Source organism: Pontibacter silvestris (genome assembly GCF_020907275.1).
In the GTDB taxonomy this organism is placed as follows: Bacteria; Bacteroidota; Bacteroidia; order Cytophagales; family Hymenobacteraceae; genus Pontibacter; species Pontibacter silvestris.
This window is the reverse complement of the sequence record NZ_JAJJWI010000038.1, coordinates 1-23580: the sequence shown is the minus strand read 5'-3', so window position 1 is coordinate 23580 and position 23580 is coordinate 1. Positions and strand designations below refer to the sequence as shown.

Here is a 23580-nt window from a genome sequence, read left to right as displayed (position 1 = left end):
TCAGGCCTTGCTCTGCTTATTTAACTAAGTAATATCTTTCAACCTCTACTACTATGTCACAGAAAAGAAGAACTTTCCTTAAATCGTTGGGCTTGGCTGGCCTTGCAGGTTTAACGCTTGATGTTAATACACTACAGGCGGCTCCTAAAGTACCTGCTAAAGGCAAAGACCTTTCCATAGTTAGCCTTAGCGGAAAGGTGCAGGCACAAGGTAAAGGCATTCCAGGTGTTGCCGTAACAGACGGTATTAATGTTACACTTACTGATGCGAAAGGTAATTATGAACTGGAAAGCAATGCCACAGCTGACTTTGTTTATATATCTGTTCCACGTGGACATGAGTTTGCAAATGAGAAAGGCATTGCCAGATTCTATAAAAGAATAGAGCCGGCGCGAGGCCGTTTTAAAGCTGACTTTGAGCTACAGAAGCTAAACCAGGATGACAGCAAACACAACTTTATAGTATGGGCAGATCCCCAGATGATATCTAAAGCTGATGCAGAAGAGTTTAAAACAAAATCTGCCCCTGACACAAAGCAACTGCTTGATAGCTATGGCAAAGACACCTTATTTCATGGGATTGGCTGCGGAGATTTAGTGTGGGATCACTTTGAATTGTTTGATGATTATAAAGAAGGTGTTGCCACTACAGGTATTCCTTATTTTCAGGTAATAGGTAATCATGATATGGACCTGAATGCCCGTACTGATGATTTTTCATCAGAAACTTTCAAAAAATTATTTGGCCCTAGCTACTATTCTTTTAATCGCGGCGAAATACATTATGTCGTGCTGGACGATGTATTCTTCGTTGGTACTGCAAAAAAATATATAGGCTATATTACAGAACGCCAACTGGCATGGCTCGAGCAGGACCTTGCCCAGGTAAAAGCAGGCACTACTGTGGTTGTTAATTTACACATTCCTACTAACTCCGGCGATAAGCGCCGTAACAACCTGAAAGATGAGCCTATGGGTGGTGTGGTAGCCAATCGTCGTGAACTATACCGCATCCTGGAGCCATACAAGGCACATATTATGTCGGGGCACACGCACGTAAATGAAAAGGTATTTGAAGGAGACAATATTATTGAACACACACATGGCGCTGTGTGCGGCGCCTGGTGGACAGGCCCTATCTGCCAGGATGGCTCACCAAGTGGCTATGGTGTATACGAAGTTAACGGCAGCGATATACAATGGTACTACAAATCAGTAGGGAAAGACAAAGCCCACCAGTTGCGTATTTACCCGGTAGGTGCTGTAAAGGAAAAGCCAGAGCATCTGAGTGTGAACGTGTGGAACTGGGACCCTGAGTGGAAAGTGGAATGGTTTGAAGACGGCAAAAGCATGGGTGCTATGCAACGCGAGACAGCATTTGACCCACTTTCAGTGGAGCTACATTTAGGAGCAGCCAAGCCTGCCAAGCATAAATGGGTAGAGCCTTCTCTTACAGATCATATGTTCTTTGCCAGGCCATCTGCCTCCGCACAGCGTGTTATGGTACAAGCTACAGATCGTTTTAAGAATGTGTATAAAGAGGAAGTAAGCCTTGAAGACTTAAAATTGAGTCATTCTTAAAATAATTATGTTACTACTTTTCTCAGAGGCGAGGGCTTTGCTCTCGCCTTTTTTGTTGTTTAATCCTGTGCAGCCTTGTACATTATATAAAAATATTCAATATAAAGCAACTTTATCAACTTAAATGCACTATAAAAGTAAGATTTTACACAGAGAGGACTTTAAATGAGAGAGGTATTACTTTCAGGATTATTTACTATTCTTCTGACAGCATCTTCCTGTCAGGAAAGAGGAAACAATTTAGCAGATGACGATTCAGAAGCTACCATAGCTAGTGAAACAGGTGCTGCGTCACTTCAGGCGGATGTACTGGCCCTAACGAAGCCTCTTATTAACGGAGCGCTCTACAACCGCCCAAGCTTTGACGGCCAAATGCTTACCCACTTCGACACGTCACAACAGATACAGGTATTGGACACAACAGACAACATGTTTGTAAAAGCCAGAATAGCGAAAGACACAACAGCGTTTACAGGTTATGTACCAAAGGCAATTCTGCCCGAGAAACGTTAATACCTTAACAGGCGGGTTAAGATTTAGCTGGCGTTCATAAAAAACCTGCTACACTTATGCTTTCACAAGGCTTTCAGTCATAAACACAACATATTTACAGCTTATCGGCTGCCTTGGCCCCTGCTCTCTTGCCCCTGCCTAAACTGCTGCAGAACCTCAACTGCTCCTTCTTTTGTTCATTAGTCAATATCTCCTTAACTTCATTATCGCACTCTTCTTGTATAGCACGCATCCTGGTTTATTAGATAGACTTCATGATCTGTAAATTTATTACGCAGTGCCTGCATAGACTCCATAAAACCTTTATTGATACTATCAGCTTTGCTACCTGCTCATCGGTAAGGTTTGTTCAAAGAGCGTCAAACGTTTCCAATATTTATTAGAACAGTATGCTTTGCCTTTCTCCACTGTTTTTAAATTAGAAAGGTAGCCTATTTTGGAGGCTACCTTTCTAATTTACACTACTACAAATTATCTTATTACGATACGCCGCACAACGCTATAGTTTTCTGATTCCAACTTTACGTAATACAGGCCCTTGGCAATAGAAGGCCGGTTCAGGTCCAGTGTTTTTGAAAAGTGATTATCGGCGTTCGTTAACGTTTCGTGATAAACTTCGTTACCTATAACATTCATGATACTAAGCTCTGCCTTTTTATCATCAACATTCGAAATTGATATAGTAAATACTCCGTTGCTGGGGTTTGGGTATATAGCTAATGCTTTATCATCCTGTTGTCCTTTTAGCGCTTTCTCCGATGGCTCATCAACCTGGCCTATCACTGAGGGGCGGGTTTGCGCCTGCATTGTAAGCAATGAAAGACAGGTGATAAAGGTAAGTATAAGTTGCTTCATATAGTTCTGTAATTTTATATCATAATATCAAATTTCGCTCCACTTTATTAAAACGGTCATAAGTATAAATTGTTCTTGTACTTTACCATCTAAAATGTAGTTATTCACTAAGTTGTAGTTTTCTTAGTTAGACAAAAATTATAATTAAAAGATTAGGCACTGGTATTGGAAAACGTAGTGATAGTTGGAGGAGGCCTGGCTGGCTTGGTAAGCGCAATCGGCTTAGCGCAGGCTGGCTTGTCTGTTACTTTAGTTGAAAAAAAAGGCTACCCTTTCCATAAGGTCTGCGGAGAATATATTTCCAACGAAGTGCTCCCATACCTACAGTGCCTCGGTGCAGACGTGGCAAGCCTACATCCAGCGCATATTTCTAACTTGCTGCTTTCGTCACCATCAGGTAAAAGCCTTTCTGCTAAGCTGGATTTAGGAGGCTTTGGTTTAAGCCGTTATACTTTTGATAATTACCTGTATCAAATAGCACAGGAAAAAGGCGTAACGTTCAAGTTGCAAACCACTGTGCAGGATGTACTCTTTGCAGATGATGTGTTTGAGGTAAAATTATCTGGTGGAGAAAGTTTAAATGCTTACGTTGTACTAGGAGCCTATGGAAAACGCACCAACCTTGACAGAAAACTAAACCGCTCTTTTTTCTCTTCCAGGTCTCCTTATATCGGAGTAAAATATCATGTGCAGCTTGACTTTCCCAAAGACTTAATTGCATTGCACAATTTTAAAGATGGCTATGCGGGTATATCAGCCATTGAGAACGACTGTTACTGCCTTTGTTATCTTACTACACGACGGAACCTACGCCTGCATGGCACTATACCTGCTATGGAAGAAGCTGTACTTCACCAGAATCCACACTTGAGGAGAGTTTTTAAAGAAGCAGATTTTCTTTATAATCAACCCGAAGTGATAAATGAAATATCATTTGCCACCAAAACCTGTATTGAAAACCACATGCTCATGTGTGGCGATGCAGCAGGCATGGTTGCTCCTCTTTGTGGCAATGGCATGGCAATGGCTATTCATTCAGGCAAACTGGCGACAGAGCAGGTTACCAATTACTTTAACAATGGCCGTAACAGGCAATTATTGGAGCAAGGCTATACCCAGGCATGGCAGCAGCAGTTCCAAAACCGCTTAAGAATAGGGCGGACAGTACAACACTTATTTGGCAGTTCTGTACTTTCGGAGATGGCAGTAAGCACGTTAAAATATATACCAGCCGCTATACAGCTCCTTATGCGCCAGACACATGGGCAACCTTTTTAACACAGCCAGCCCTGTTATACATATCTTTAAGCCGGTGCCTGCGTAGGTAAGTTCATTACTCGTCGCTCGTTAGCCATTATATCTAACTAATAGCTTTCAGTTGTACATAAGTCAGCTTACACGGCGCGAGTAAGTAACATACTGCAAAAATATGAAGAGCTATATATGCGCCATCGGAACAGCTAATCCGCCCAATAAAATACCACAAATGCAAGTGGCAGATTTTATGGCCTCGGCTTTGCAATTCGATGAGCAGGAAACAAGAAAACTGAAGGCGCTTTATCGTGTATCTGGTATAGGAGAACGCTACAGTGTGCTGGAGGATTACACCCGTGAAAATGGTGATTATACTTTTTATCCAAATACGCCTACACTTGAGCCTTTTCCTACTGTACAGAAGCGAATGGATATTTACAAAAGCCATGCAGTAGATTTATCTGAAAGAGCTATACTGAGTTGCCTCAATAAGGCATCTTCTGTACAGCTACAGGATCTGACGCACCTGATTACGGTGAGTTGCACGGGCATGTATGCCCCAGGCTTAGACATAGAACTTGTAGAAAGGCTACAGCTTGCCCCTAATGTACAACGCACTGCCGTTAACTTTATGGGATGCTATGCTGCCTTTAATGCTATAAAACTGGCCGATGCTATCTGCAAAGCCGATACCTCAGCCAAGGTAATTGTTGTATGCACCGAAATCTGCACTATTCATTTTCAGAAACACACACACCAGGACCACCTGGTATCAAATGCGTTGTTTGGAGATGGTGCTGCCGCTGTGCTAATGCAAGGGCAGCCCTGCGAAGAAGTGAGCCTGGAACTGCAGTCCTTTTACTGCGACCTTGCCCCTGACGGAAAACAGGATATGGCCTGGCACATCGGGGATACTGGTTTTGAAATGACCCTTTCTTCTTATGTACCTGATTTGATAAGAGGCGGCATTCAACAGCTTACCGAACGGCTCTTACAAGGGCTCAAAACCACCATTTCCGAAATAAAACTTTTTGCCATACATCCTGGCGGGCGCCGCATTCTGGAAGTTATTGAGCAGGAGTTGGGCATGACGCATGATGATAACCGGTTCGCTTACCAGGTGCTCCATAAGTTTGGGAATATGTCATCAGCCACGGTGCTGTTTGTACTAAAAAACCTTATGGAAAGCCTGACTCCTAAAGAAGAGAATGAACCTGTGCTGAGTTTTGCCTTCGGCCCCGGCCTTACCTTGGAATCTATGTTATTAAAAGTGCACTATGCTGGAGCAACGATCAAATGAGCCGGAATTGATGGATGACCTTACGCTGTCGAATGAGGACATGCGTAAGACACTGGATGAACTGGAGATAATAAACAACTGGCTTGGCGGACACAAAGTAGTGCTGGATGCATTGGATAAGCTTGTTGCCTCCGGTAAACTGCCCAGCCCGTTTCGCATTGCAGACATAGGCTGTGGTGGCGGTGACATGCTAAGGAACATTGCAAAATGGGCCAGGCGTAAAGGTATAGCTATGCAATTAACTGGTGTAGATGCCAACGCGTACATAGTGCAGTATGCAAATGAGCAATGCAAAAACTACGCGGAGGTACAGGTAGAACAACACGATGTTTTCTCAGATCAGTTTGCGCAGCAGAAATATGATGTGATGATCTGCAGCCTCTTCTGCCATCATTTTACTGACGACCAGCTGGTGCAGATGTTCCGACAGCTATATGCACAAAGCAATGTAGCTGTTATTATCAACGACCTGCACAGGCACTGGTTTGCCTATCATTCCATAAAAAACATTACCGCTTTATTTTCAAAGTCTTCGCTGGTGCGGAACGATGCCGCGCTGTCTGTTTGGCGTGCCTTTAAACGGGAAGAGCTTCAGCAACTCGTGCATAAGGCTAACATCAGTAACTATAGCCTGCGCTGGATGTGGGCTTTCAGGTGGCAACTGATATTGCATAAAGCCTGATTTCTCCCGGACTCAAACATCATTCTATGCGCAAAGGCACTCTCAACTTCTGGATTTTGCTTGCTGTTTCTGTTATACTTTCAGCTATTATTATCGCACTCTTTATAAAAGTGCTTAAGCTGATACTTTATGTGATTCTGGTATTAGCGCTTGTTCCTGTTGTTTACATTACTCTAAGACTTTTATTTCCGGACCACAAACCTGGAAACGATGAATCGGAAACAAATGCTTAGAAGAATATGTGTTGTGCCAGCCGAAAAGTATTGGCATGTGCTTCTATGATATGCGCAATCTGTTTAGAATAGCCTCCGCCCATACTCACAGCTACAGGCAGCTTGTTCCTTTGGCACAACTCCAACACCAGGCGGTCACGGTCTTTGCAGCCCTGAATACTCATGCTTAGCTTACCAAGCTTATCTGTAGACAGCACATCCACCCCAGACTGAAAGAAAACAAACTCCGGCTGCACCTCATCCAGCAGACGAGGCAAAATTTGCTGAAGCAGATCCAGATACGTTTTATCATCCGTTCCGTCTGCCAAAGGCACATCCATATCTGATTCCTCTTTATGAAAAGGGTAATTATGGCCGCAGTGCATGCTAAAGGTAAACACGCGTGGCTCGTGCCGGAATATTTCTGCTGTGCCATTCCCCTGGTGCACGTCCAGGTCTACCACCAGAACTTTATGTATGCCTTTGTGCTTTAGAAGGTGGTTAGCCGCAATGCCAATATCGTTTAGCAGGCAAAAGCCCTCTCCCCTATTGGTAAAAGCGTGGTGAGTACCTCCGGCTATATTCATGCCTATGCCATACTCCAGTGCAAACAACGCTGCCTGCACTGTACCGTTCATAATCACTACCTCCCGGTTCACCAACTCCTTAGAAAGCGGGAAGCCTGTTTTACGCACCTCCGATGGCGTTAGCTCCAGGTTATGCAGCCGCTTCCAGTAATCGGCATCATGGGTATCCAGAATATATTCTTCCTGCAGCACCCCTGGCTTAAACAGATTATGATGAGTAATGGTACCTTCATACAATAACTGCTCAGGCAGCAGGTCATACTTCAACATAGGAAAGCGATGCCCTTCGGGCAAACTGTGAGCAAATATTTCGGACCAGGCAATTTTAAGCATAACACAAAGCTAACAAATATAAAGCACCTGTTGATTACACCTGCTCCGTATTAAAGACAAAGTGACCAAGTTGTATGCAGTGCAAAAGCTAAAGGCATTAGCATAAGAATAATGAAAAGTGAATAAGTTGCTGCAGTTAGGCCTAATTTGAAAGTTTTGCTCATTTTTCCTGTGGATAAATGTGGATAACTATGTTGATTAGCGTACTTTATCCACCAAAAGCTGTTAACTTCCTGTTAAAAAGTGCAAACCATCTTAACAATTTCATATTATTGCAAGATATAGACTTGGTTCTGCTAAAAAAATCACACCATTTTAAGTCAGTACTAGAATTCATAATTAACCTTAAATATAAGAATAGTACAGTAAAGCGTTTTATAACACATTTTATGTCTTACCTGCTGATTTTTAAGTTCTTGATTTAAAAATGGGCCCTCACTTTTTGCAACTTTATAGTCAGGCATTGTAGTATAAACATAAGAGCCTGTATAGTTAAGTTTTACATGCTTCAAACCAGCTACCGTCTTAAACCATAAACCAAATATCAGAAGCTATGAAAAGGAACTTTACACTATTGTTGATGTTGCTTTACGCCTTTACAGGTTATGCACAGGAAGAAGAGGTAGCAGGGCCAAGATCGCTTAGGCAAAACCATAACCTCTTTAGCGGCTTAGATGCTCCCAACTCTGGTATCGGCATAAAAGGAGGAGTAAACTTTGCCAACGTGCACGGCAGCGACAAAGACCTTTATGGTGGTAATGTCAATAGCTACACCAGCTTTCATGCAGGTATTTTTGCGCAGTTTTCCCTGGGGCAGATCTTCTCCATTCAACCTGAAATCCTGTACTCCCGCAAAGGTTTTGAACAAGCAGACTCTACCTTTCGCTTCGACTATTTGGATTTACCCCTTCTGGCTGTCTTTAATTTTACGGATAACTTTAGCATACATGCTGGTCCGCAAATAGGCATTATGGTATCTAGTAAGCAGGGAGACAGGGAAATAGACTTGGCACCATACAACACTTTCGACTATGGCTTTGCAGCAGGCCTTGAAGGCAGGGTAAGCAGGTTTAGAGTAGGAGCCCGTTACAACATGAGCTTTGCCGACTTACGAAAAGAAAATGACACCGGGCAGAGCATAGATCAGGATATAATGAACAGCGTGATACAAGTGTACCTGGGTATAGGCTTTTAAAAAAGCAGCATTTAAAAGGTCATGCTCCAGAGCAGATCAGGCTTTCTACTTTGGAGCATGTTTAAGTTTTGGAGGAGGAGGAGAAGAAGAAGAACTGTGCACAGTTAGTAATCCTAATAAAATTTATATCGTAGCGGTAATTATATCAGAGCTGCCTGCCCTCCAAAACCTCATTTTACAAGGACTATCTTCTGGAGCCCCCACACAAATAATAATTATATAGTTGCCAAAGGAAAACTATGCCCGGTGGCAGGTTGTCTACTATTGTTCAAAAAAGCTCAGATTTGGGAGATTGGGCAGGTTTCTCAAGCGTCTGAACAGGAAAGGACAGGCAGAAAGTTTATCATAACATTTCGCCATCCAAACTAAAACTGAAGCCCCCTTTGCAGCCATAAAAGCTAAACGAACTAAAACAAATGGAAGAGGATAACTTAAAATATATTGTAAGAAACAGAAAGGGAGCCCGGGAAATTCTGGATGAAGCTATAATCATTTCGAATGGACAGTACAACCGCCCTCCACTTGGGCTGTTACTTTCTTCCGGAGCCGCAGGTATGGAACTATCTATAAGCCTATTAGTGATTGCCTACATTTCAGGTACTTTCTCAGAAATGCTCCCCCCCCGAGGCACTGAATGTACTAAAAGGCTTAGGCTATACAGTTGGGTTTATTATTGTAATTCTTGGAAGATCGGAGTTATTTATCGAACACACCACACTCGCTGTGTTCCCTGTACTTGCCGGAGACCAAAGGCTATCTACTATGCTGAGGCTCTGGGGGATTATTTTTGTAGGGAACATTATAGGCTATTTCCTGGAATACATCATTACGCTCCTTGAACCCCACTTGCTTTCGACCGGAACAGATATTTTTGAGGATATTGCCTTACATTTAACTGAGTATCCTTGGTACATTATTTTCGGTAGCGGAATTTTTGCTGGTTGGCTACTGGGAATCCTGGGTTGGCTGGATATCGCTTCCAAAGAAACGATTAGTCGGATTGTGATTATTGCTCTTATCACTTTTATAATAGGTATTGGAGGGTTCCATCACTCCATTGTTGGTTCTATAGAGGTTTTTGCAGGCGTTATCGTTCCCGGAGATAGAGTCAGTTGGTCTGACCTTGGAAAGTTTCAACTATGGAGCACCTTGGGCAACATAATAGGCGGCGTATTTTTTGTCGGTTTGGTAAAATACAGCCACACGATAAGAGCTCTTAAATAAGATAAGAGCTTTACTAATTGTATGTTGTTTATCTGAAAGTCTCACAAGATATGATATAGCTTCTATAACTTATCTTTTGAGATACTAAACTAAAGCAGTACTAAGTTTAAGACTTCGTATATCATTTTGGAGTTTTCAGCGTAACAAATAATATTCCGCATACAAAGTCTACACCCTTAAAAAAAGAACTATGGGCAAAAGAGGTACCGGACATAATTTTGCACTTAAACTTTCCGGCTTTTTGCTACTGCTTGCACTATTTAACACTTCCTGCGATACTCGTGTTAAAACTGTAGAGGCAGAAGTTGGCGAAGCAGTAGTAAAAGAGACATCTCCCACTCCATCAGAGGCATTTATGATTGATACTGCCAAAAGTGAAATAACCTGGATAGCTTCTAAAATGACAGGTAGGCACAACGGTTTGTTTCAGGTGCAAAATGGGGAACTTTTAGTTAGTGACGGCTCACTGACTGGTGGCAACATTGTTATTGATGTAGCCTCTTTGCGTGCTGATGATAAGAACATAGATGCAGAAAGCAACAAGAAGCTCACAACACACCTAAGATCAGCAGACTTTTTCGATACAGAGAAGTATCCTACTGCCGTTTTTGAACTGACAGATGTGATTCCGCTAGACACTGCCTCCACCAAACAACAACTATCTTCTAAAAACTCATATAGTGAGCTTCATATTAAGAATCCTACACATCGTGTAACAGGTAACCTAACTATTAAAGGTGAAACCAAAAGCGTTTCTTTCCCTGCCAAGTTAACAAAAGAGGACAACCAATTGAAAGCTAAAGCCAACTTTAACCTCGACCGCACCCAATGGGGACTCGTTTACAGATCAGATAAATCATTGGGTGACCAGACAATTTACTCAGAGGTTAACATAGGAATTGACATCGTAGCAAAAGCCTCATCTATTTAAAAACGAACTTGTTGCAATACCGACACCTATACAGCAGCAGGTTTAGATTAGCCCAAGATTGAAATTTTATTTATGCTAAACTGGTCTTTAGTGCGTTTTACTTAAAACCAGCCGTATGTGTGCTTATGAGAAAATACTTTTACCTACTCTTCTTTTTGCTGATTGGCTTTACCGCAAACGCACAAGGCAACAGTGCGCTTGCTGCTTTTAACCTATGGCAGAATGAGGTAATCCAGTTGGGTATGCTGGTGTTAGGAGGATGGGCAATCGTAAACATTATTATCGGTAGTTTCAGGCTTACCAAGGCTACAAGAAATAAGAAGTTCTTTTACCAGATGAACCTGTACTGGAACATTGTTAACTTATGCATAGCCAGCGCAACACTGTACTTTATACTTTCTGTAGATACTACTATCTGGCAACTGCTGGAGAGTATCCGCATGCATGAATTGTATAAAAAGATATTGTACCTAAGTGTAGGTTTAGACTTTGCCTGCATAATGATAGGAGCCTACTTGAAAGAGCGGTCGAGGAATACATCTAAAACAGAACAGCAGTTGGGCTGGGGTCAGGCTGTTACCTTACAGGGCTTTTTTCTTCTGCTATTGGATATTATAATGACTATACTCCTAGAGGTAAACGCGAACCAAATATTTGGGCTTATACCATAATAGTAAAAGCCGCGTCAGCTTTTGCTGACGCGGCTTTTATATAAGCTCCAGAACTTATGTTAGCGGTTGTGCTTACCTTCGGCAAACTCTTCTACCATTTTCTTATTAAAGGCAGGAATATCACCTGGGTTACGGCTCGTAACCAATCCATTATCTACAACCACTTCCTGATCTACCCACTCTGCACCGGCGTTTTGGAGATCGGTTTTAAGTGTGTGGTAGCTGGTCATTTTTTTACCTTTTACTTTGCCTGTTTCTATTAACGTCCAAGGAGCATGGCAAATGGCAGCTACCGGCTTGCCAGACTCCATAAACTTGTTCACGAAAGAAACGGCTTCTTGATTTGTACGCAGGTTGTCCGGGTTCATTACACCACCAGGCAACAACAGGCCATTGTACTCATCAGCGTTTACATCTGAAAGTTTTCTATCTACTTTAAATTTATCTCCCCACTCCGTGTGGTTCCAGGCTTTAATTTCATCTTTATCGTTTGGCGAAATGATGTGTGCCTCAGCACCTTCATCTTTTAAAGCCTGCAAAGGTTTTGTAAGTTCTACCTGTTCAAATCCTTCCTCTACTAATATCGCTATCTTTTTTCCTTCTAATTTATTTCCCATTATTAAGTTCGTTAAGTGGTTAAACATTAATCTGTACTTAATTAACGAGCCAGAATCAGAATTGTTAATTAATCCGCATTTCCACCCTTTATAGCGATATCTGAACATGCTCTCAAAACCAAGCTGTACACGAATAGCAGCTATTAATAACAACAGGTATAGCTAGTACTAGTGATTTTAAGGTCTGTTTCTAATCTTTCTTTATCATTATTTGGAACTAGTCTAAGTAAGAATGTAATTTTGGCGCTTTAGATTTAATCTAAATAAAAGGCAGCTTATTGTGTTTATTAGTTGAAGCCTGAATACACTAAGCTAACAAGTACGGTTTTACTAAAAAATGTTCACCAACTATAACCACTTAAAGTATGTTTAGGAGATTTACGCTTTTCAGTTTGTGTATGCTTATTACACAGCTAGTGTGGGCTCAACGTTTTTCTGTCATCAAAGGGCGAGCAGTTGACACAGACGGCAGCCCTGTTTCTTCTGCCAGCATCGTTATTGAAAAAACTAGCTTTGGTACTCTTACTAACGACGATGGCTATTTTGAGCTTCGCCACTTGCCTCCTGGTACTTACCAGGTACGTGCAGTGCTTATGAACTACAACAGCCAGTCAAAAGAGGTAAGGTTAGGCCGAGGAGAAACAGCTGAACTTACTTTTACTTTAACTCCTAAAAACAACCAGATGAGGGAGATTGAAGTTTTTGGTGCAAGAAATAAGCAGCCGGAAAAATTAGATGCTATTACGCGTCTGCCTTTAAAACCAAGCGACCAGATACAGTCTGTTTCTGTTATCTCTGAAAAACTGATAGAGCAGCAAGGAGCCCTTTCTGTTATTGATGCCGTCCGCAACGTTCCGGGTGTTTACACCTATGCTACCTATGGTGGTGTCAGAGAAAGTATATCTTCCAGAGGCTTCCGTGGTATTCCTACTTTGAAAAATGGCGTACGCGTACTGACAGATTTCCGTGGCATGGGCTTCTCTACAGACATGCAAGGCGTAGAAAGTGTGCAGGTACTGAAAGGTGCCAGTGCTATTACTATGGGTGCAGCTACTGACCTAGGTGGCCCGGGTGGTATTGTGAACGTGGTAACAAAAACACCAAAGTTTGAGAACAGTGGAGCAGTTTCGCTACGCGTAGGCAGCTGGGATTTAGTACGCCCGACCTTTGATGTACAGCATATCTTAAACAAGTCAAACACACTGGCATTCCGCCTGAATGGTTCCTATGAGAATGGCGGCAAGTTCCGCGACCATATGAGCAACGAGTCGTTCTACATTAACCCTTCCTTAGAATGGCGCCCGAATGCCAAAAGTACTCTTACTTTGGAAATGGATTATTTTGATGAAGACCAGACCATTGACGCAGGAACCGTTAACCTATCTGTAGGCAACAAAGAGAACGAAATTTACGACCTGCCAAAAGATAGATTCTTAGGCTTCGAAACAGACAACGCTTCAGTAGTACACCAGACATATACTGCCCGCTTTAAGCAGGATTTAACGAACAACATATACCTTCGTGCTGCTGCCTTTTATTCTGATTATGATTCTGATGCTATCAAAACAGGTCTTTCTGCGGCCAAAGGAACTGATATAAATGTAGACCAGGTAAACATTTACAACCGTTCTATTGCACATAACCAGGCTCGTGAAGATAGAAGCTCTGTATTTCAGCTTGACCTGATTGGTCAAAAACTGAAGACAGGCGCTTTGCAGCACACGTTCCAGGTCGGTGCCGATTATCGTTACATAGACCTTTACCAGCCGACATACAACTCTATTGCTATAGACCAGATAAATGTACTGGATCCGTCTACAGTTTCTAATATATTGCCTGAGCAGGTTGCTCCTTTTGAAAAAACTGGAGGAACACGATCGTTCGACTATCGTTTTGGGGTTACAGCGCAAGACGTTATACAGCTTACAGACTGGGCAAGAGTATATGGCGGCGTTCGTTACAGCACCAACAAAACAAGATCAGACGGAGAGTCTAGTGCTACTTCCAGCTTCTGGAACCCATTAGCAGGTGTAATGTTCACAGTAAGAGATGGCTTGAATATTTTCGGTTCTTATACCAACAGTACTAATCCAAGATCTGCTGCAGTAGTTGACATAAACGGAGAGCCACTTGGTGCAGAGCGCATAGACCAACTAGAGGTTGGCATAAAATCAGAATGGTTAAACGACAGGCTTCGCTTTAACCTGACTCTCTACAAAATCAACAACAAAGACATGAACCTGCAGGCCTTTGAAGTAGACGAAAACGGAGTAGTGCAGGCAACTGGTTACTACATAAAAGGCGGAAATGACGAGCGTAAAGGTGTAGAAGTTGAATTAACAGGCCGTGTGTTAGAGAACCTGGAGGTGATTGCCGGTTATGCTTACATAGATGCGCAGTATAAAGAACACACTACTTTTGTGCCGGGCTCTGCTCCTAACAACACCCCTAAGCACACATTTAATGCATGGGCTAATTATACCGTGTCACAAGGTTTTGCAAGAGGCCTTGGCATTGGCGCCGGCATCTATTACCTGGGTGAGCGCCCGTACAACGACTGGACACAGGACGGAGTGCAGTACCATGCTATTGATCCTAACACCGCACCTTGGTACAATAAAGCCTATACAATAACGAATGCCCAGCTGAGTTATCAATTTGAGAAGAACTGGGGGGTTAGAGTATTGTTCAATAACATATTCGACAAAGTAGGTTATGATGCCTATCGTTCTAACTTTATCGACAGAATACAGCCTAGAAACGTGTCAGGCGTAGTTACTTATAGGTTCTAATCTTGTAACCTCTCTACAAAAGCCGGCCCTGCTACCCAGAGTCGGCTTTTGTATTACATACACGCCTCTCTAAAGGCTGGCCTTTACCATAAATTAAAAATCAGGATAAATGATATATCCCTTATTTTGATTTAATCTTAATAAGAGATATTTTTGATACTACTTGGTAACCCAAAACTTCTTAACCTTCATTCATTTAACCCTCCCAATTTCATATGAAAAAGAGTTTCACCTGGCGAAAGCTATTTAACGACATCCACCTGTGGCTAGGAATAGCCAGCGGATTCGTGCTCTTTATTGTGTGCCTTAGTGGCACCATTTATACATTCCGTACAGAGGTAGAAGAATTTTTGGAACCGGATAAGTACCGGGTAGAAACTACTGAAAATGCACAGGTGCTTCCTCCGGATGCACTTATAGCTAAACTTGAAAAAGAGCTAAAGGGTAAAGTTGTTTCCCTGGACATTCCACAGGACAAGAAAAGCACCTATCGCTTTGGTGTAGCGCAGCAAGCAGCAGGTGGTGAAGGCCATTCAGAAAGAGGAAATAGGGAGGAAGCTAAAGGAGAAAACCGTGCGGAGACAGCAGGCAACCATACAGCACCTGAAGCCGGCGGTAAAGAAGCCAAAGGAAGTATTGCTCAGGGTGGCCCTCAGGCAGAAAGAGGCGGTCATGGTGGCGGACCAGGAGGAAGCCGGCCAAAAACGTACCTTGTTGACCCATACACTGGCATAGTAAAAGGCACTACAGACAGCCCTGCCTCAGAATTCTTTATGACAATGATGCAGCTACACCGCTGGTTACTTATCGAAGGTGGTGTAGGCAAAATGATTGTAGGTATAGCTACTATTATTTTCGTCTTCCTGCTATTAACAGGCCTAGTAATCTGGTTCCCGGTAAAGCTAAAAAACTGGAAGCAAGGCCTTAAAATTAAAACAAACGCCAACTGGAAAAGAATAAACCACGATCTGCACAATACCCTTGGCTTTTATTCTTTTCTATTGTTGCTTATCATGTCCCTCACAGGGCTTTGCTGGTCGTTTGAGTGGTACAGAAATGGAGTGAGCGCTATTATGGGCGATGAAGTGTTTAAAGGCAGAAGAGAGAAACCACTGCCGTCAAACCCACCCGGAGCCGATGCACTGCACCTTACTACTGTAGATTTCATACAAAGAGCCAATACGCTTTTACCATATGCAGGTAACATCAAGGTTTCGCTTCCTGCTGACTCAGTTAGTTCTGTAGTGGTTAGCAAAACAAAAGCGGGCTTTTTTGCACTGTCTGCCCCTGATAAGGTACAGCTAGACCAGTACACAGGGCAACCTCTTAAAGTAGAAATATTTGCAGAGAAGCCACTTAATGAGCAGATAGTGGCTCTTATACGCCCATTGCACTTAGGAGATGTATATGGTACTTTTTCAAAAATATTATATTTCATCGCCTGCCTTATTGCTACATCTCTACCTGTTACCGGAACCTTAATCTGGATTAACAAGCTCAAGAAGAAATCAAAAAAAGCCCGTGCTAAAAAGAGCATAGTGGCTTAAAGGTAAATGCATAAGCATACAACGGCGGGGCTTAGGGAAGACAAACCTTAAACCCCGCCGTTGTTTTAAGTGGCGCTACATAATAAATATGCACCCAAAGGGTATCTCGCTATCAACCCAAATGAAGGATATATCGCCGAAAGACTTTTTCGAACAAATGCAGCAAGAGCCAAAGAGAAAAGCTTTCCGTTCCCCTACCTCTACGACGAAACACAGGAGATAACAAAAGCATACGGAGCCACCCAAACATCTCACCTCTACATCGTACAAAAGCAAAACGACGGCTCATTTAAAGTTGCCTACATCGGCACCATAGACGACAACTATCGTGAACTTAATAAAGTACAGAAAAAGTACGCCGAGGCAGCGCTTGATGAGTTAGTAACAGACAAGCCAATCAGTCAGCCAAGTACTAAAGCCATTGGTTGTACTATTAAGTGGCGCTAAGCTTAAGAAACACAGGTTTTAAACCCTGCCACTTAGACACCAACTATAAAAAGGCAAAGTTTTCCCACACTTCTGTCTTTTGCCCTTCTTATTTTCTCTCTTTCTTATCTGCAGGCAAAGGCAAATCAGAAGGTGTAACAGCTACCGCTGCTTTATGAGAGGGGTTTATGAGCTTCCGGTGCTTCATGCCAGCTACGCGTGCCTCCACCTCATACTTATTATTATAATACCCTACGCGCATCGACTCCTGCAGGTAAAGCCACAAAAAGCGAAAGTAGCCATGTTCCTGAAACTGCCGGATATGGCAAAGCTCATGCGCCACCCACCCCTCATCATTTAAAAAAGTGTCTTTGTCTACGCCACTTAAGTGAACAGTCTTGCCCAGCACCATAGCCACATTGGTACTTTTTAAAACAATGCGTGCAATACGGGCTAAAAGAGAGCGCTCTACTATTTCAAAATGCATAGCTATAACTTACTAATTGTACTTTTATTTACGATAAAATTTAGTAAATGTACTTGCTATAAATAAAAGCGCCTATAAACGATGTGAATGCAGCTATAAAACAAGTTAACATGTATAACTCTTTAAGGCAATTATGTTAATTTTGTGTTTGCTATAAATTGGTACTTGATTCCTATTGCTTTACAGGGTATTGTGCCACTACAACCTTTAAGTATAAGGTAAAAACTGTTTACCCGCTTTTTATGCGGATTACAACAAGCTAAACCCGATGACGAAGACCATCATTCTGAGCGCCCTTGCTATTATATCACTCACCCTTTCCTTCTTTTATGAAGAAAGCCTAACTCAAACGCAGCCTGCTAAACCAAATGCCCCGGCTTTTACAGCTATAACTCCTTACGCCATTAACTCCGGGCAAGACTTAGCTAAATCGCTTGAGTTGAAAGCCCTGGTTAAAGAGCCTGCTATAGTTAAGGCTTCTGTTCCGGAAGGCTTCTTTTCCAAAAAGCTGGGCTTACAGTTTAATAACATAGAGAATAAGAACCTGATCGAAACTGTCAGTAAATGGTTAGGCACCCCCTACCGCTATGGTAGCGCATCCAGAAAGGGCACCGACTGTTCCGGTTTTGTCACCAGCATTTATCGTGAAGTATATGGTATAGACTTAAGCCGCAGTTCCCGCTCTATGTTTCAGGATGTGAAACGGGTAAAGAGAAAAAACCTGCGCACCGGCGATCTTATTTTCTTCCGCAGAAGCCCTAAAGAGCCGATCTTTCATGTAGGCATCTACCTTAAAGGCAACAAGTTCGTACATTCTGCGACAAACGGTGGAGTTAGAGTAAGTTCTTTGAATGAAGCATTTTACAGCAAAAATTTCTATGCAGCCGGACGCGTGATATAGAAGTTTTATTTTCGATAATTTTAGCCCTGTAGCTTGCTGCAGGGCTTTTTGTTTTTAAGAGCCATAACAATTTTATGCCTGTTAAGTATAGGAATGATAGCATTAGTTTAAGCAAATTGCACAGGAATTAAGGCTGGTCTTAATCAACATTAACAACAAGCTTAATCATACTAATCTAAATAAACACAACTAATATTAGCACGTACATTAAACAATGGAGAATCAGAAATTTGAGGGAAAGAATGTTGCACAGAGCACCATTTTTAAAACAGCTTTAAAGAAGGCTGAAAAGTACCTGAAGCATCCTACAGAAGTTGCCAAGCTTTTAAACGATGTTTTTCAGAAAGCCACTGCTAAAAAAAGTGTTGGTGCTCTGGCTAGCGAAGTTTGGGAAAACATGCAACTGTTGGGCCAGATGATTAAAGCCAGCACTTCAGGTGAGTACAAAGGTATACCTAACACTACAGTAGTAGGAGGTATTGCAGTCTTTATCTACTTCCTGACTCCTATTGACCTTATTCCAGACTTTATCCCGGTGATTGGTTTACTGGATGATGCTACCTTACTGGCTTGGTTTATGACGAGTATCAAATCAGAGTTGGATAAATTTAAGGAGTGGCAAGAGAGTAAAGCTACTCCGACGGCGCAACAGGAACAAACTGAACAACAGACAACTGTTGCCCCCATACATAATGCTGATATTTCTTATGGCACACCAAAGTACAGTGACCAACCCGGAGGAACTTTAAATATTGAAACAGATCCAAAATCTTAATAAAACATAACTATGGAAGCAAACCAGAATGATTCGCAGAAGAAAGAACAGGAAACAAAAAGCTCCCTTAAAACAGATAACAACTCTGCTGAAAACGTGAATAGCAACGACCAAAGCAGTAAGCACCCACGCAAACATCACAGTTCTGAGGGGCATACCACAGATGCAAAGGGTGTTGTGTCGAACACAAGAGAATCTACGCTTAGGTCTGCTACAACTGACAGTACCCGTGCACCAAAAAATGGCGCTGACGAAGGAGCATCAGGTGGCAACATTCGCTAAAGGAAGCATAATTTATAAAGTACAGAAAGGCAGCTTATAAATCAGACTGCCTTTTTGTACTTTATAAAGTGCTCAAAAATAAGCGACTAATCCAAGAATGTTTGTCATGTATTAGAATATAGTACAATATAAATAATTAAATTAAAGTAATTTTTGAAGAAAAGTACAAATTACGTTAGTTTTATAAGTAAAATTTTATCTATATTTGGCGAGAGGATTTTGTACTTAACTTTTAGCCTAAGTGTCTTCATCATTTTTACGACTTACATCCGTTAATCTCCACATCGACGGTATCGGACAGGTTCTGATAGAAAGAAGTGACAAAGCCAAACGTCTTAGCATCAGCATAAGACCTCTGAAAGGAATCAGAGTGGCAGTTCCACCCCACATTAGTTTCGAAAAAGCTGAGCAGCTCATCTACACGAAAACTGACTGGATTAAGGAACATCAGGCTCGCATGCAGCAGCACGAGCAAAAAATGACCATTTACGATAACTCCAGTGAGTTTAAAACGCGGTCACATACGCTACGGCTACTAACGCACGCGCAGTATACGATGCGTTGTGTTATTCAGAATGGATACATTAATGTGTTTTACCCGGCACATAAGAATGTGCAGGATAGCGATGTTCAGAAGTTCATACGGCAGTCGATAGAAGATGCTTACCGTAAGGAGGCAAAACAGTACCTGCCAGAGCGTGTAGCTTACTTCGCTGAGAAGTTTGGGTTCCAATACCAAAATGTGTTCATTAAGAATGCTAAATCCAGGTGGGGAAGCTGCTCCCATACTAACAACATTAACCTGAACCTGCACCTGATGCGCCTGCCAGATGCACTCTGCGACTATGTAATTCTACATGAGCTGGCCCACACGGTAGAAAAAAACCACGGTCCCGGTTTCTGGTCACTGCTTGATAGTGTCTGTGGCAATGCCAGAGTATTGGACAAAAAGCTGAAAGCCTTTCGTATCTCTATTTTCTAAAAATTATCTTATCGAAAAAAATACTACTATTCTTATTTATCATAAAGCATTAACAGCAAGTGCCTGTTCCTATCATAGGCACTAGATACCTTAGCCGTAGAGGAGGCTCATTGACTCTTTCAAAGAAACAGATAGGTTCCTGTTAGGCATCCTGAAAGCTTATAGCATCTTTCATAACATCTATTTTGCATTGTTTATAGCCCAACTTAAGAAGAACTGTTTGGACAACCGTAATAATGCTACTCCTTTCAACTCTTTAGTTGAACCCTGAACTTTGTTACCTAAAAAGTTTTGTACCAGAACAAGGCAAGCAGCTAGCAACAAAAGCCCAAAAGTACATCATGTAAACAAAAAGAGCAGGACAGTTAAATTGCCCTGCTCTTTTTGTTTTTTATCCGTAAATATTAACTAGCTTCTTTATAGACATGAGCTGATACATAATTTATAAAATCGCCTACTGTATCTATAGGCACTTCATCCGGGATGGTGATCTGGAAGTTCTTTTCCAGCTCCAGGATAATATCAACCACATCCACGGTGTCAAAACCAAAGTCCTGCGATAAACGTTTATTGGCACGTAAATGAACAGGCCTTATCTTTTTAGTTTTGCTAATGATACGGATAACCTCCGTCTCAATAGCTCTGTCAGTAGTAAGCATAGGGCTAAATTGTGTATTCTCTAACTTTACCGTTTACAACCAATTGGTCTTCTTTTAAGCTAACGCTTTCAGCAGCTTTCTTCTTGCCTGTAAATTTATTTCTAATTTTCTCATTCAATAGGTACATTACCGGAACAATTAGCAATGTTACTATTTTAGCGAATCCTAAACCGAAAATAATGGTTCAGGCCAAGGGTGTCCTAGAAGGCTGCATTGATGCCTCCCATAAAAATTGTGGTTCAAGCTTTGTAAATAAAGTACTAAAAGCTCAAGTTATTCCTAGTTCAGTCAGTTCTTTATCTTCAGCAAGGAGTATATCAGTAAACCCCACAATTAACATACCATTTTTATCACTATCTCTGACAGAAGCAACAATTCCTACACCTGTCATTACAAAACAGTCCTCCACACCAAAAATGGATAAGTCCAGGAGCACACTTAAAACACGAAATAACCCTCTGAAAGAATGATAAATGGCTTTGAAACAATACTAAACTGTCTTATAAGACTCAGGAAGATAATGAAAAAACTTTCATCAACCCCATCATCAGGAATTACGTTTTTTATTCGCTTAACCGACTAAAGATGCCACCATGCATGTGCGCATAAAAAATTATACAGGATAAAGCCTCAGCTTTATTAGCTGAAGCAAAGATTTTGCAACCCAACTGTATAGACCTGAAATTAAGCTAGAAGTCAGCAAATTATTATCTTTGCAATTATGGTTGAGAAGATACAGCAAGTAGCACAAGAAATAGAGACGGCTCCACTAGGAAATGCCGCCGAACTGGAACAGTTTCGTATCGCATATATTGGTCGTAAAGGCCTTATAGCGGCATTGTTTGAAGACATGAAGCAGGTTGCTCCTGAGCAGCGCCGCGAGGTAGGCCAGCAGTTAAATAGCTTAAAGAATCGGGCACAGGAACGTTTTGACCAGGCACAGGAACAGCTAACCAATACTACAGAGTCAGTAAGCTCCAACAATTTCGATTTTACATTGCCAACAGTGCCTAACACGTTAGGCACCCGACACCCGCTTTCGATTGCCCGCAACGAGATTGTGCGCATTTTCGAGCGCATTGGGTTTAACCTTTCGGAGGGACCAGAGATTGAGGATGACTGGCATAACTTTTCTGCCCTGAACTTTCCGGAGAATCATCCAGCACGTGAAATGCAGGATACCTTCTTTATAAGTCAGGACCGTGACAAACTACTCCGCACACACACCTCAAATGTGCAGGTACGCCTGATGGAGAACCAAAAACCGCCGTTGCGCAGCATTATGCCAGGGCGCGTGTACCGAAATGAAGCTATATCTGCCCGGGCGCACATGATGTTCCACCAGGTAGAGGGGCTTTATGTCGATAAGAACGTAAGTTTTGCTGATCTCAAGCAGACGCTTTATTATTTTGCACAGGAAATGTTTGGGCAGGATACCAAAATTCGTTTCCGCCCGTCGTTCTTCCCTTTTACAGAACCAAGCGCTGAAATAGATATTACCTGCCTTATATGTAAAGGTGAGGGCTGTAATATTTGTAAAGGCACCGGTTGGGTAGAAATTGGCGGCTCTGGTATGGTAGACCCTGCTGTATTAGAAAGCTGTGGCATAGACCCTAAAGAATATTCTGGTTTTGCCTTTGGCATGGGCATAGAGCGTATTACAATGCTGAAGTACCAAATAAGGGACCTGCGTCTGTTCACGGAGAACGATGTGCGCTTCCTGCGCCAGTTTGAGGGAATTCTTTAACTGCTGCTTTTTGTTAGCAGACTAAGCGGCTGAACAATTTACTTCAGCCTGTAACGTTAACATGCAACAGAGATTGGAATTAATGAAAAGACTATGGTACTTCCTGGCAATCCTGGTATTACTAACTGCCTGCAACGACAGTAATGTTGGGACAGGTATTCCTGATGCGCTGGTAAATGAGCAGATTAATGTAAGCAGTTTACAATACCCGCAATTGCGCCAGAACGGCGGGTATGTCTACATTAACGGAGGATACAAAGGCATTATAGTGGTGCGGCAGAATGCTAACTCATATACCGCATTTGAGCGAGCCTGCCCTTATGACCCGATGAGCTCTTGCATGGTAGAAGCCGACGAGTCTAACCTGTTCCTGGTAGACACATGCTGTGGTTCACAGTTTAATTTCCAGGGGCAGGTAATGTCTGGGCCAGCCGTTTATGGGTTAAGACAGTACAGCACTTCCCTTAATGGCTCTGTGCTATCAATTTTTAATTAATTTTTTCAGGTTGATTTACAGGAAATTACCATATTATACAACATTTTTTTTGCCCTGTACTTGCACAGTAACAAAAACCGCTGTAATATTGCACCATCAATCAGCGGATAAGCCGCTAACAGGAATAAAATAACACTCCTCCTTAGCTCAGTTGGTTAGAGCACCTGACTGTTAATCAGGGGGTCCTTGGTTCAAGCCCAAGAGGGGGAGCTTCAAAAAAAGCCACTTACGAATTAAATCGTTAAGTGGCTTTTTTATTTCGCTTAGTTATTGTTTCTTCTTATCAAACCGACCAGTTATAAGTTGGAGATACCTACCCCTGGAGTGCGAGTAGTAGCCTCGGCGTCGCGGTACTAAGGCAGTATTCCGTAAAATCATTCGAGCCCTCATCCCACAGCGTTCCTCATGCAAATGGTCTTTCCTTATTCGCTTACACTCCTGAAGTTGTTAATCGCAACTTGGGTTAATTAGCGTAGAAACACATCAGGTTAATTAAGGCCACTCCCATTGTCGGCTCCCCAACTTTAGAACT

25 protein-coding genes and 1 tRNA gene are annotated in these 23580 nt (G+C 42.2%); 20 read left to right on the top strand and 6 right to left on the bottom strand.

Annotation, left to right across the window (positions count from 1 at the left end):
- Positions 1–53 precede the first annotated feature (53 nt).
- On the top strand, positions 54–1580 hold the full coding sequence (locus tag LN995_RS20295; protein WP_229962922.1) for a calcineurin-like phosphoesterase C-terminal domain-containing protein: 1527 nt from the start codon (positions 54–56) through the stop codon (positions 1578–1580).
- A gap of 165 nt (positions 1581–1745) precedes the next feature.
- Positions 1746–2093 carry a hypothetical protein gene (locus LN995_RS20290; RefSeq protein ID WP_229962921.1) on the top strand — a complete coding sequence of 116 codons (348 nt, stop codon included), beginning with the start codon at positions 1746–1748 and terminating at the stop codon, positions 2091–2093.
- Positions 2094–2564: 471 nt separating this feature from the next.
- Here LN995_RS20290 and LN995_RS20285 read toward each other — a convergent pair whose 3' ends face one another.
- A complete protein-coding gene (locus tag LN995_RS20285; RefSeq protein ID WP_229962920.1) occupies positions 2565–2948 on the bottom strand; it encodes a T9SS type A sorting domain-containing protein in 384 nt (127 codons plus the stop codon).
- Between the two features lie 165 nt (positions 2949–3113).
- Here LN995_RS20285 and LN995_RS20280 point away from each other — a divergent pair, with 165 nt between their 5' ends.
- The 4 genes from LN995_RS20280 (at position 3114) to LN995_RS20265 (ending at position 6417) form a co-directional block, all read left to right on the top strand.
- Positions 3114–4226: an NAD(P)/FAD-dependent oxidoreductase gene (locus LN995_RS20280; protein WP_229962919.1), complete on the top strand. Its 1113-nt coding sequence runs from the start codon at positions 3114–3116 to the stop codon at positions 4224–4226.
- A gap of 151 nt (positions 4227–4377) precedes the next feature.
- Positions 4378–5502 carry a type III polyketide synthase gene (locus LN995_RS20275; protein WP_229962918.1) on the top strand — a complete coding sequence of 375 codons (1125 nt, stop codon included), beginning with the start codon at positions 4378–4380 and terminating at the stop codon, positions 5500–5502.
- Positions 5480–6184 carry a methyltransferase domain-containing protein gene (locus LN995_RS20270; protein ID WP_229962917.1) on the top strand — a complete coding sequence of 235 codons (705 nt, stop codon included), beginning with the start codon at positions 5480–5482 and terminating at the stop codon, positions 6182–6184. Before LN995_RS20275 ends, LN995_RS20270 begins: the two co-directional genes overlap by 23 nt.
- A gap of 26 nt (positions 6185–6210) precedes the next feature.
- Positions 6211–6417 (top strand): hypothetical protein, encoded by a 207-nt coding sequence (locus LN995_RS20265; protein WP_229962916.1) that lies wholly within the window; start codon positions 6211–6213, stop codon positions 6415–6417.
- On the opposite strand, the gene LN995_RS20260 is transcribed toward LN995_RS20265, so the two are convergent.
- The gene (locus LN995_RS20260; protein ID WP_229962915.1) at positions 6414–7316 is read right to left on the bottom strand and encodes a histone deacetylase family protein; all 903 of its coding nucleotides are present in this window, start codon (positions 7314–7316) and stop codon (positions 6414–6416) included. The two genes, LN995_RS20265 and LN995_RS20260, sit on opposite strands and share 4 nt — an antisense overlap.
- Positions 7317–7869: 553 nt before the next feature.
- On the opposite strand from LN995_RS20260, the gene LN995_RS20255 reads away from it, so the two are divergent.
- The 4 genes from LN995_RS20255 to LN995_RS20240 all read left to right on the top strand — a co-directional run bounded on the left by LN995_RS20255 (position 7870) and on the right by LN995_RS20240 (position 11337).
- Positions 7870–8511, top strand: coding sequence for a porin family protein (locus LN995_RS20255; protein WP_229962914.1), 642 nt, complete (start codon positions 7870–7872; stop codon positions 8509–8511).
- A 582-nt stretch (positions 8512–9093) separates the two neighbouring features.
- Positions 9094–9735 (top strand): formate/nitrite transporter family protein, encoded by a 642-nt coding sequence (locus tag LN995_RS20250; RefSeq protein ID WP_229962913.1) that lies wholly within the window; start codon positions 9094–9096, stop codon positions 9733–9735.
- Between the two features lie 190 nt (positions 9736–9925).
- Positions 9926–10666 carry a YceI family protein gene (locus LN995_RS20245; protein WP_229962912.1) on the top strand — a complete coding sequence of 247 codons (741 nt, stop codon included), beginning with the start codon at positions 9926–9928 and terminating at the stop codon, positions 10664–10666.
- A gap of 125 nt (positions 10667–10791) precedes the next feature.
- Positions 10792–11337 (top strand): DUF6992 family protein, encoded by a 546-nt coding sequence (locus LN995_RS20240; protein WP_229962911.1) that lies wholly within the window; start codon positions 10792–10794, stop codon positions 11335–11337.
- Between the two features lie 59 nt (positions 11338–11396).
- Here the strand turns inward: LN995_RS20240 and LN995_RS20235 are convergent, their stop codons facing one another.
- The gene (locus LN995_RS20235; RefSeq protein WP_229962910.1) at positions 11397–11954 is read right to left on the bottom strand and encodes a type 1 glutamine amidotransferase domain-containing protein; all 558 of its coding nucleotides are present in this window, start codon (positions 11952–11954) and stop codon (positions 11397–11399) included.
- Between the two features lie 398 nt (positions 11955–12352).
- Here LN995_RS20235 and LN995_RS20230 point away from each other — a divergent pair, with 398 nt between their 5' ends.
- The 3 genes from LN995_RS20230 (at position 12353) to LN995_RS20220 (ending at position 16740) form a co-directional block, all read left to right on the top strand.
- On the top strand, positions 12353–14746 hold the full coding sequence (locus LN995_RS20230; protein ID WP_229962909.1) for a TonB-dependent receptor: 2394 nt from the start codon (positions 12353–12355) through the stop codon (positions 14744–14746).
- Between the two features lie 215 nt (positions 14747–14961).
- A complete protein-coding gene (locus tag LN995_RS20225; RefSeq protein WP_229962908.1) occupies positions 14962–16293 on the top strand; it encodes a PepSY-associated TM helix domain-containing protein in 1332 nt (443 codons plus the stop codon).
- Between the two features lie 69 nt (positions 16294–16362).
- On the top strand, positions 16363–16740 hold the full coding sequence (locus tag LN995_RS20220) for a thioredoxin domain-containing protein (protein WP_229962907.1): 378 nt from the start codon (positions 16363–16365) through the stop codon (positions 16738–16740).
- A gap of 88 nt (positions 16741–16828) precedes the next feature.
- On the opposite strand, the gene LN995_RS20215 is transcribed toward LN995_RS20220, so the two are convergent.
- Positions 16829–17206, bottom strand: coding sequence for a hypothetical protein (locus LN995_RS20215; RefSeq protein ID WP_229962906.1), 378 nt, complete (start codon positions 17204–17206; stop codon positions 16829–16831).
- A 268-nt stretch (positions 17207–17474) separates the two neighbouring features.
- Between LN995_RS20215 and LN995_RS20210 the strand changes: the two genes are divergently transcribed.
- The 4 genes from LN995_RS20210 (at position 17475) to LN995_RS20195 (ending at position 20146) form a co-directional block, all read left to right on the top strand.
- A complete protein-coding gene (locus LN995_RS20210) occupies positions 17475–18107 on the top strand; it encodes a C40 family peptidase (protein ID WP_229962905.1) in 633 nt (210 codons plus the stop codon).
- 214 nt (positions 18108–18321) lie between these two features.
- Positions 18322–18882, top strand: coding sequence for a YkvA family protein (locus tag LN995_RS20205; protein WP_229962904.1), 561 nt, complete (start codon positions 18322–18324; stop codon positions 18880–18882).
- Positions 18883–18894: 12 nt separating this feature from the next.
- Positions 18895–19164: a hypothetical protein gene (locus tag LN995_RS20200; protein ID WP_229962903.1), complete on the top strand. Its 270-nt coding sequence runs from the start codon at positions 18895–18897 to the stop codon at positions 19162–19164.
- A gap of 241 nt (positions 19165–19405) precedes the next feature.
- Entirely contained in the window at positions 19406–20146 is a 741-nt protein-coding gene (locus tag LN995_RS20195) for a M48 family metallopeptidase (RefSeq protein ID WP_229962902.1), read from the top strand.
- A gap of 404 nt (positions 20147–20550) precedes the next feature.
- Here the strand turns inward: LN995_RS20195 and LN995_RS20190 are convergent, their stop codons facing one another.
- Positions 20551–20805, bottom strand: coding sequence for an acyl carrier protein (locus LN995_RS20190; RefSeq protein ID WP_229962901.1), 255 nt, complete (start codon positions 20803–20805; stop codon positions 20551–20553).
- Positions 20806–21073: 268 nt separating this feature from the next.
- Positions 21074–21241 carry a hypothetical protein gene (locus tag LN995_RS20185; protein WP_229962900.1) on the bottom strand — a complete coding sequence of 56 codons (168 nt, stop codon included), beginning with the start codon at positions 21239–21241 and terminating at the stop codon, positions 21074–21076.
- Positions 21242–21526: 285 nt separating this feature from the next.
- Between LN995_RS20185 and pheS the strand changes: the two genes are divergently transcribed.
- From pheS to LN995_RS20170, 3 genes are all read left to right on the top strand, one after another.
- Positions 21527–22552: a phenylalanine--tRNA ligase subunit alpha gene (gene pheS, locus LN995_RS20180; RefSeq protein WP_229962899.1), complete on the top strand. Its 1026-nt coding sequence runs from the start codon at positions 21527–21529 to the stop codon at positions 22550–22552.
- Positions 22553–22634: 82 nt separating this feature from the next.
- Positions 22635–23048 carry a hypothetical protein gene (locus LN995_RS20175; protein ID WP_229962898.1) on the top strand — a complete coding sequence of 138 codons (414 nt, stop codon included), beginning with the start codon at positions 22635–22637 and terminating at the stop codon, positions 23046–23048.
- 136 nt (positions 23049–23184) lie between these two features.
- Positions 23185–23258, top strand: a tRNA-Asn gene (locus LN995_RS20170).
- Positions 23259–23580 lie beyond the last annotated feature (322 nt).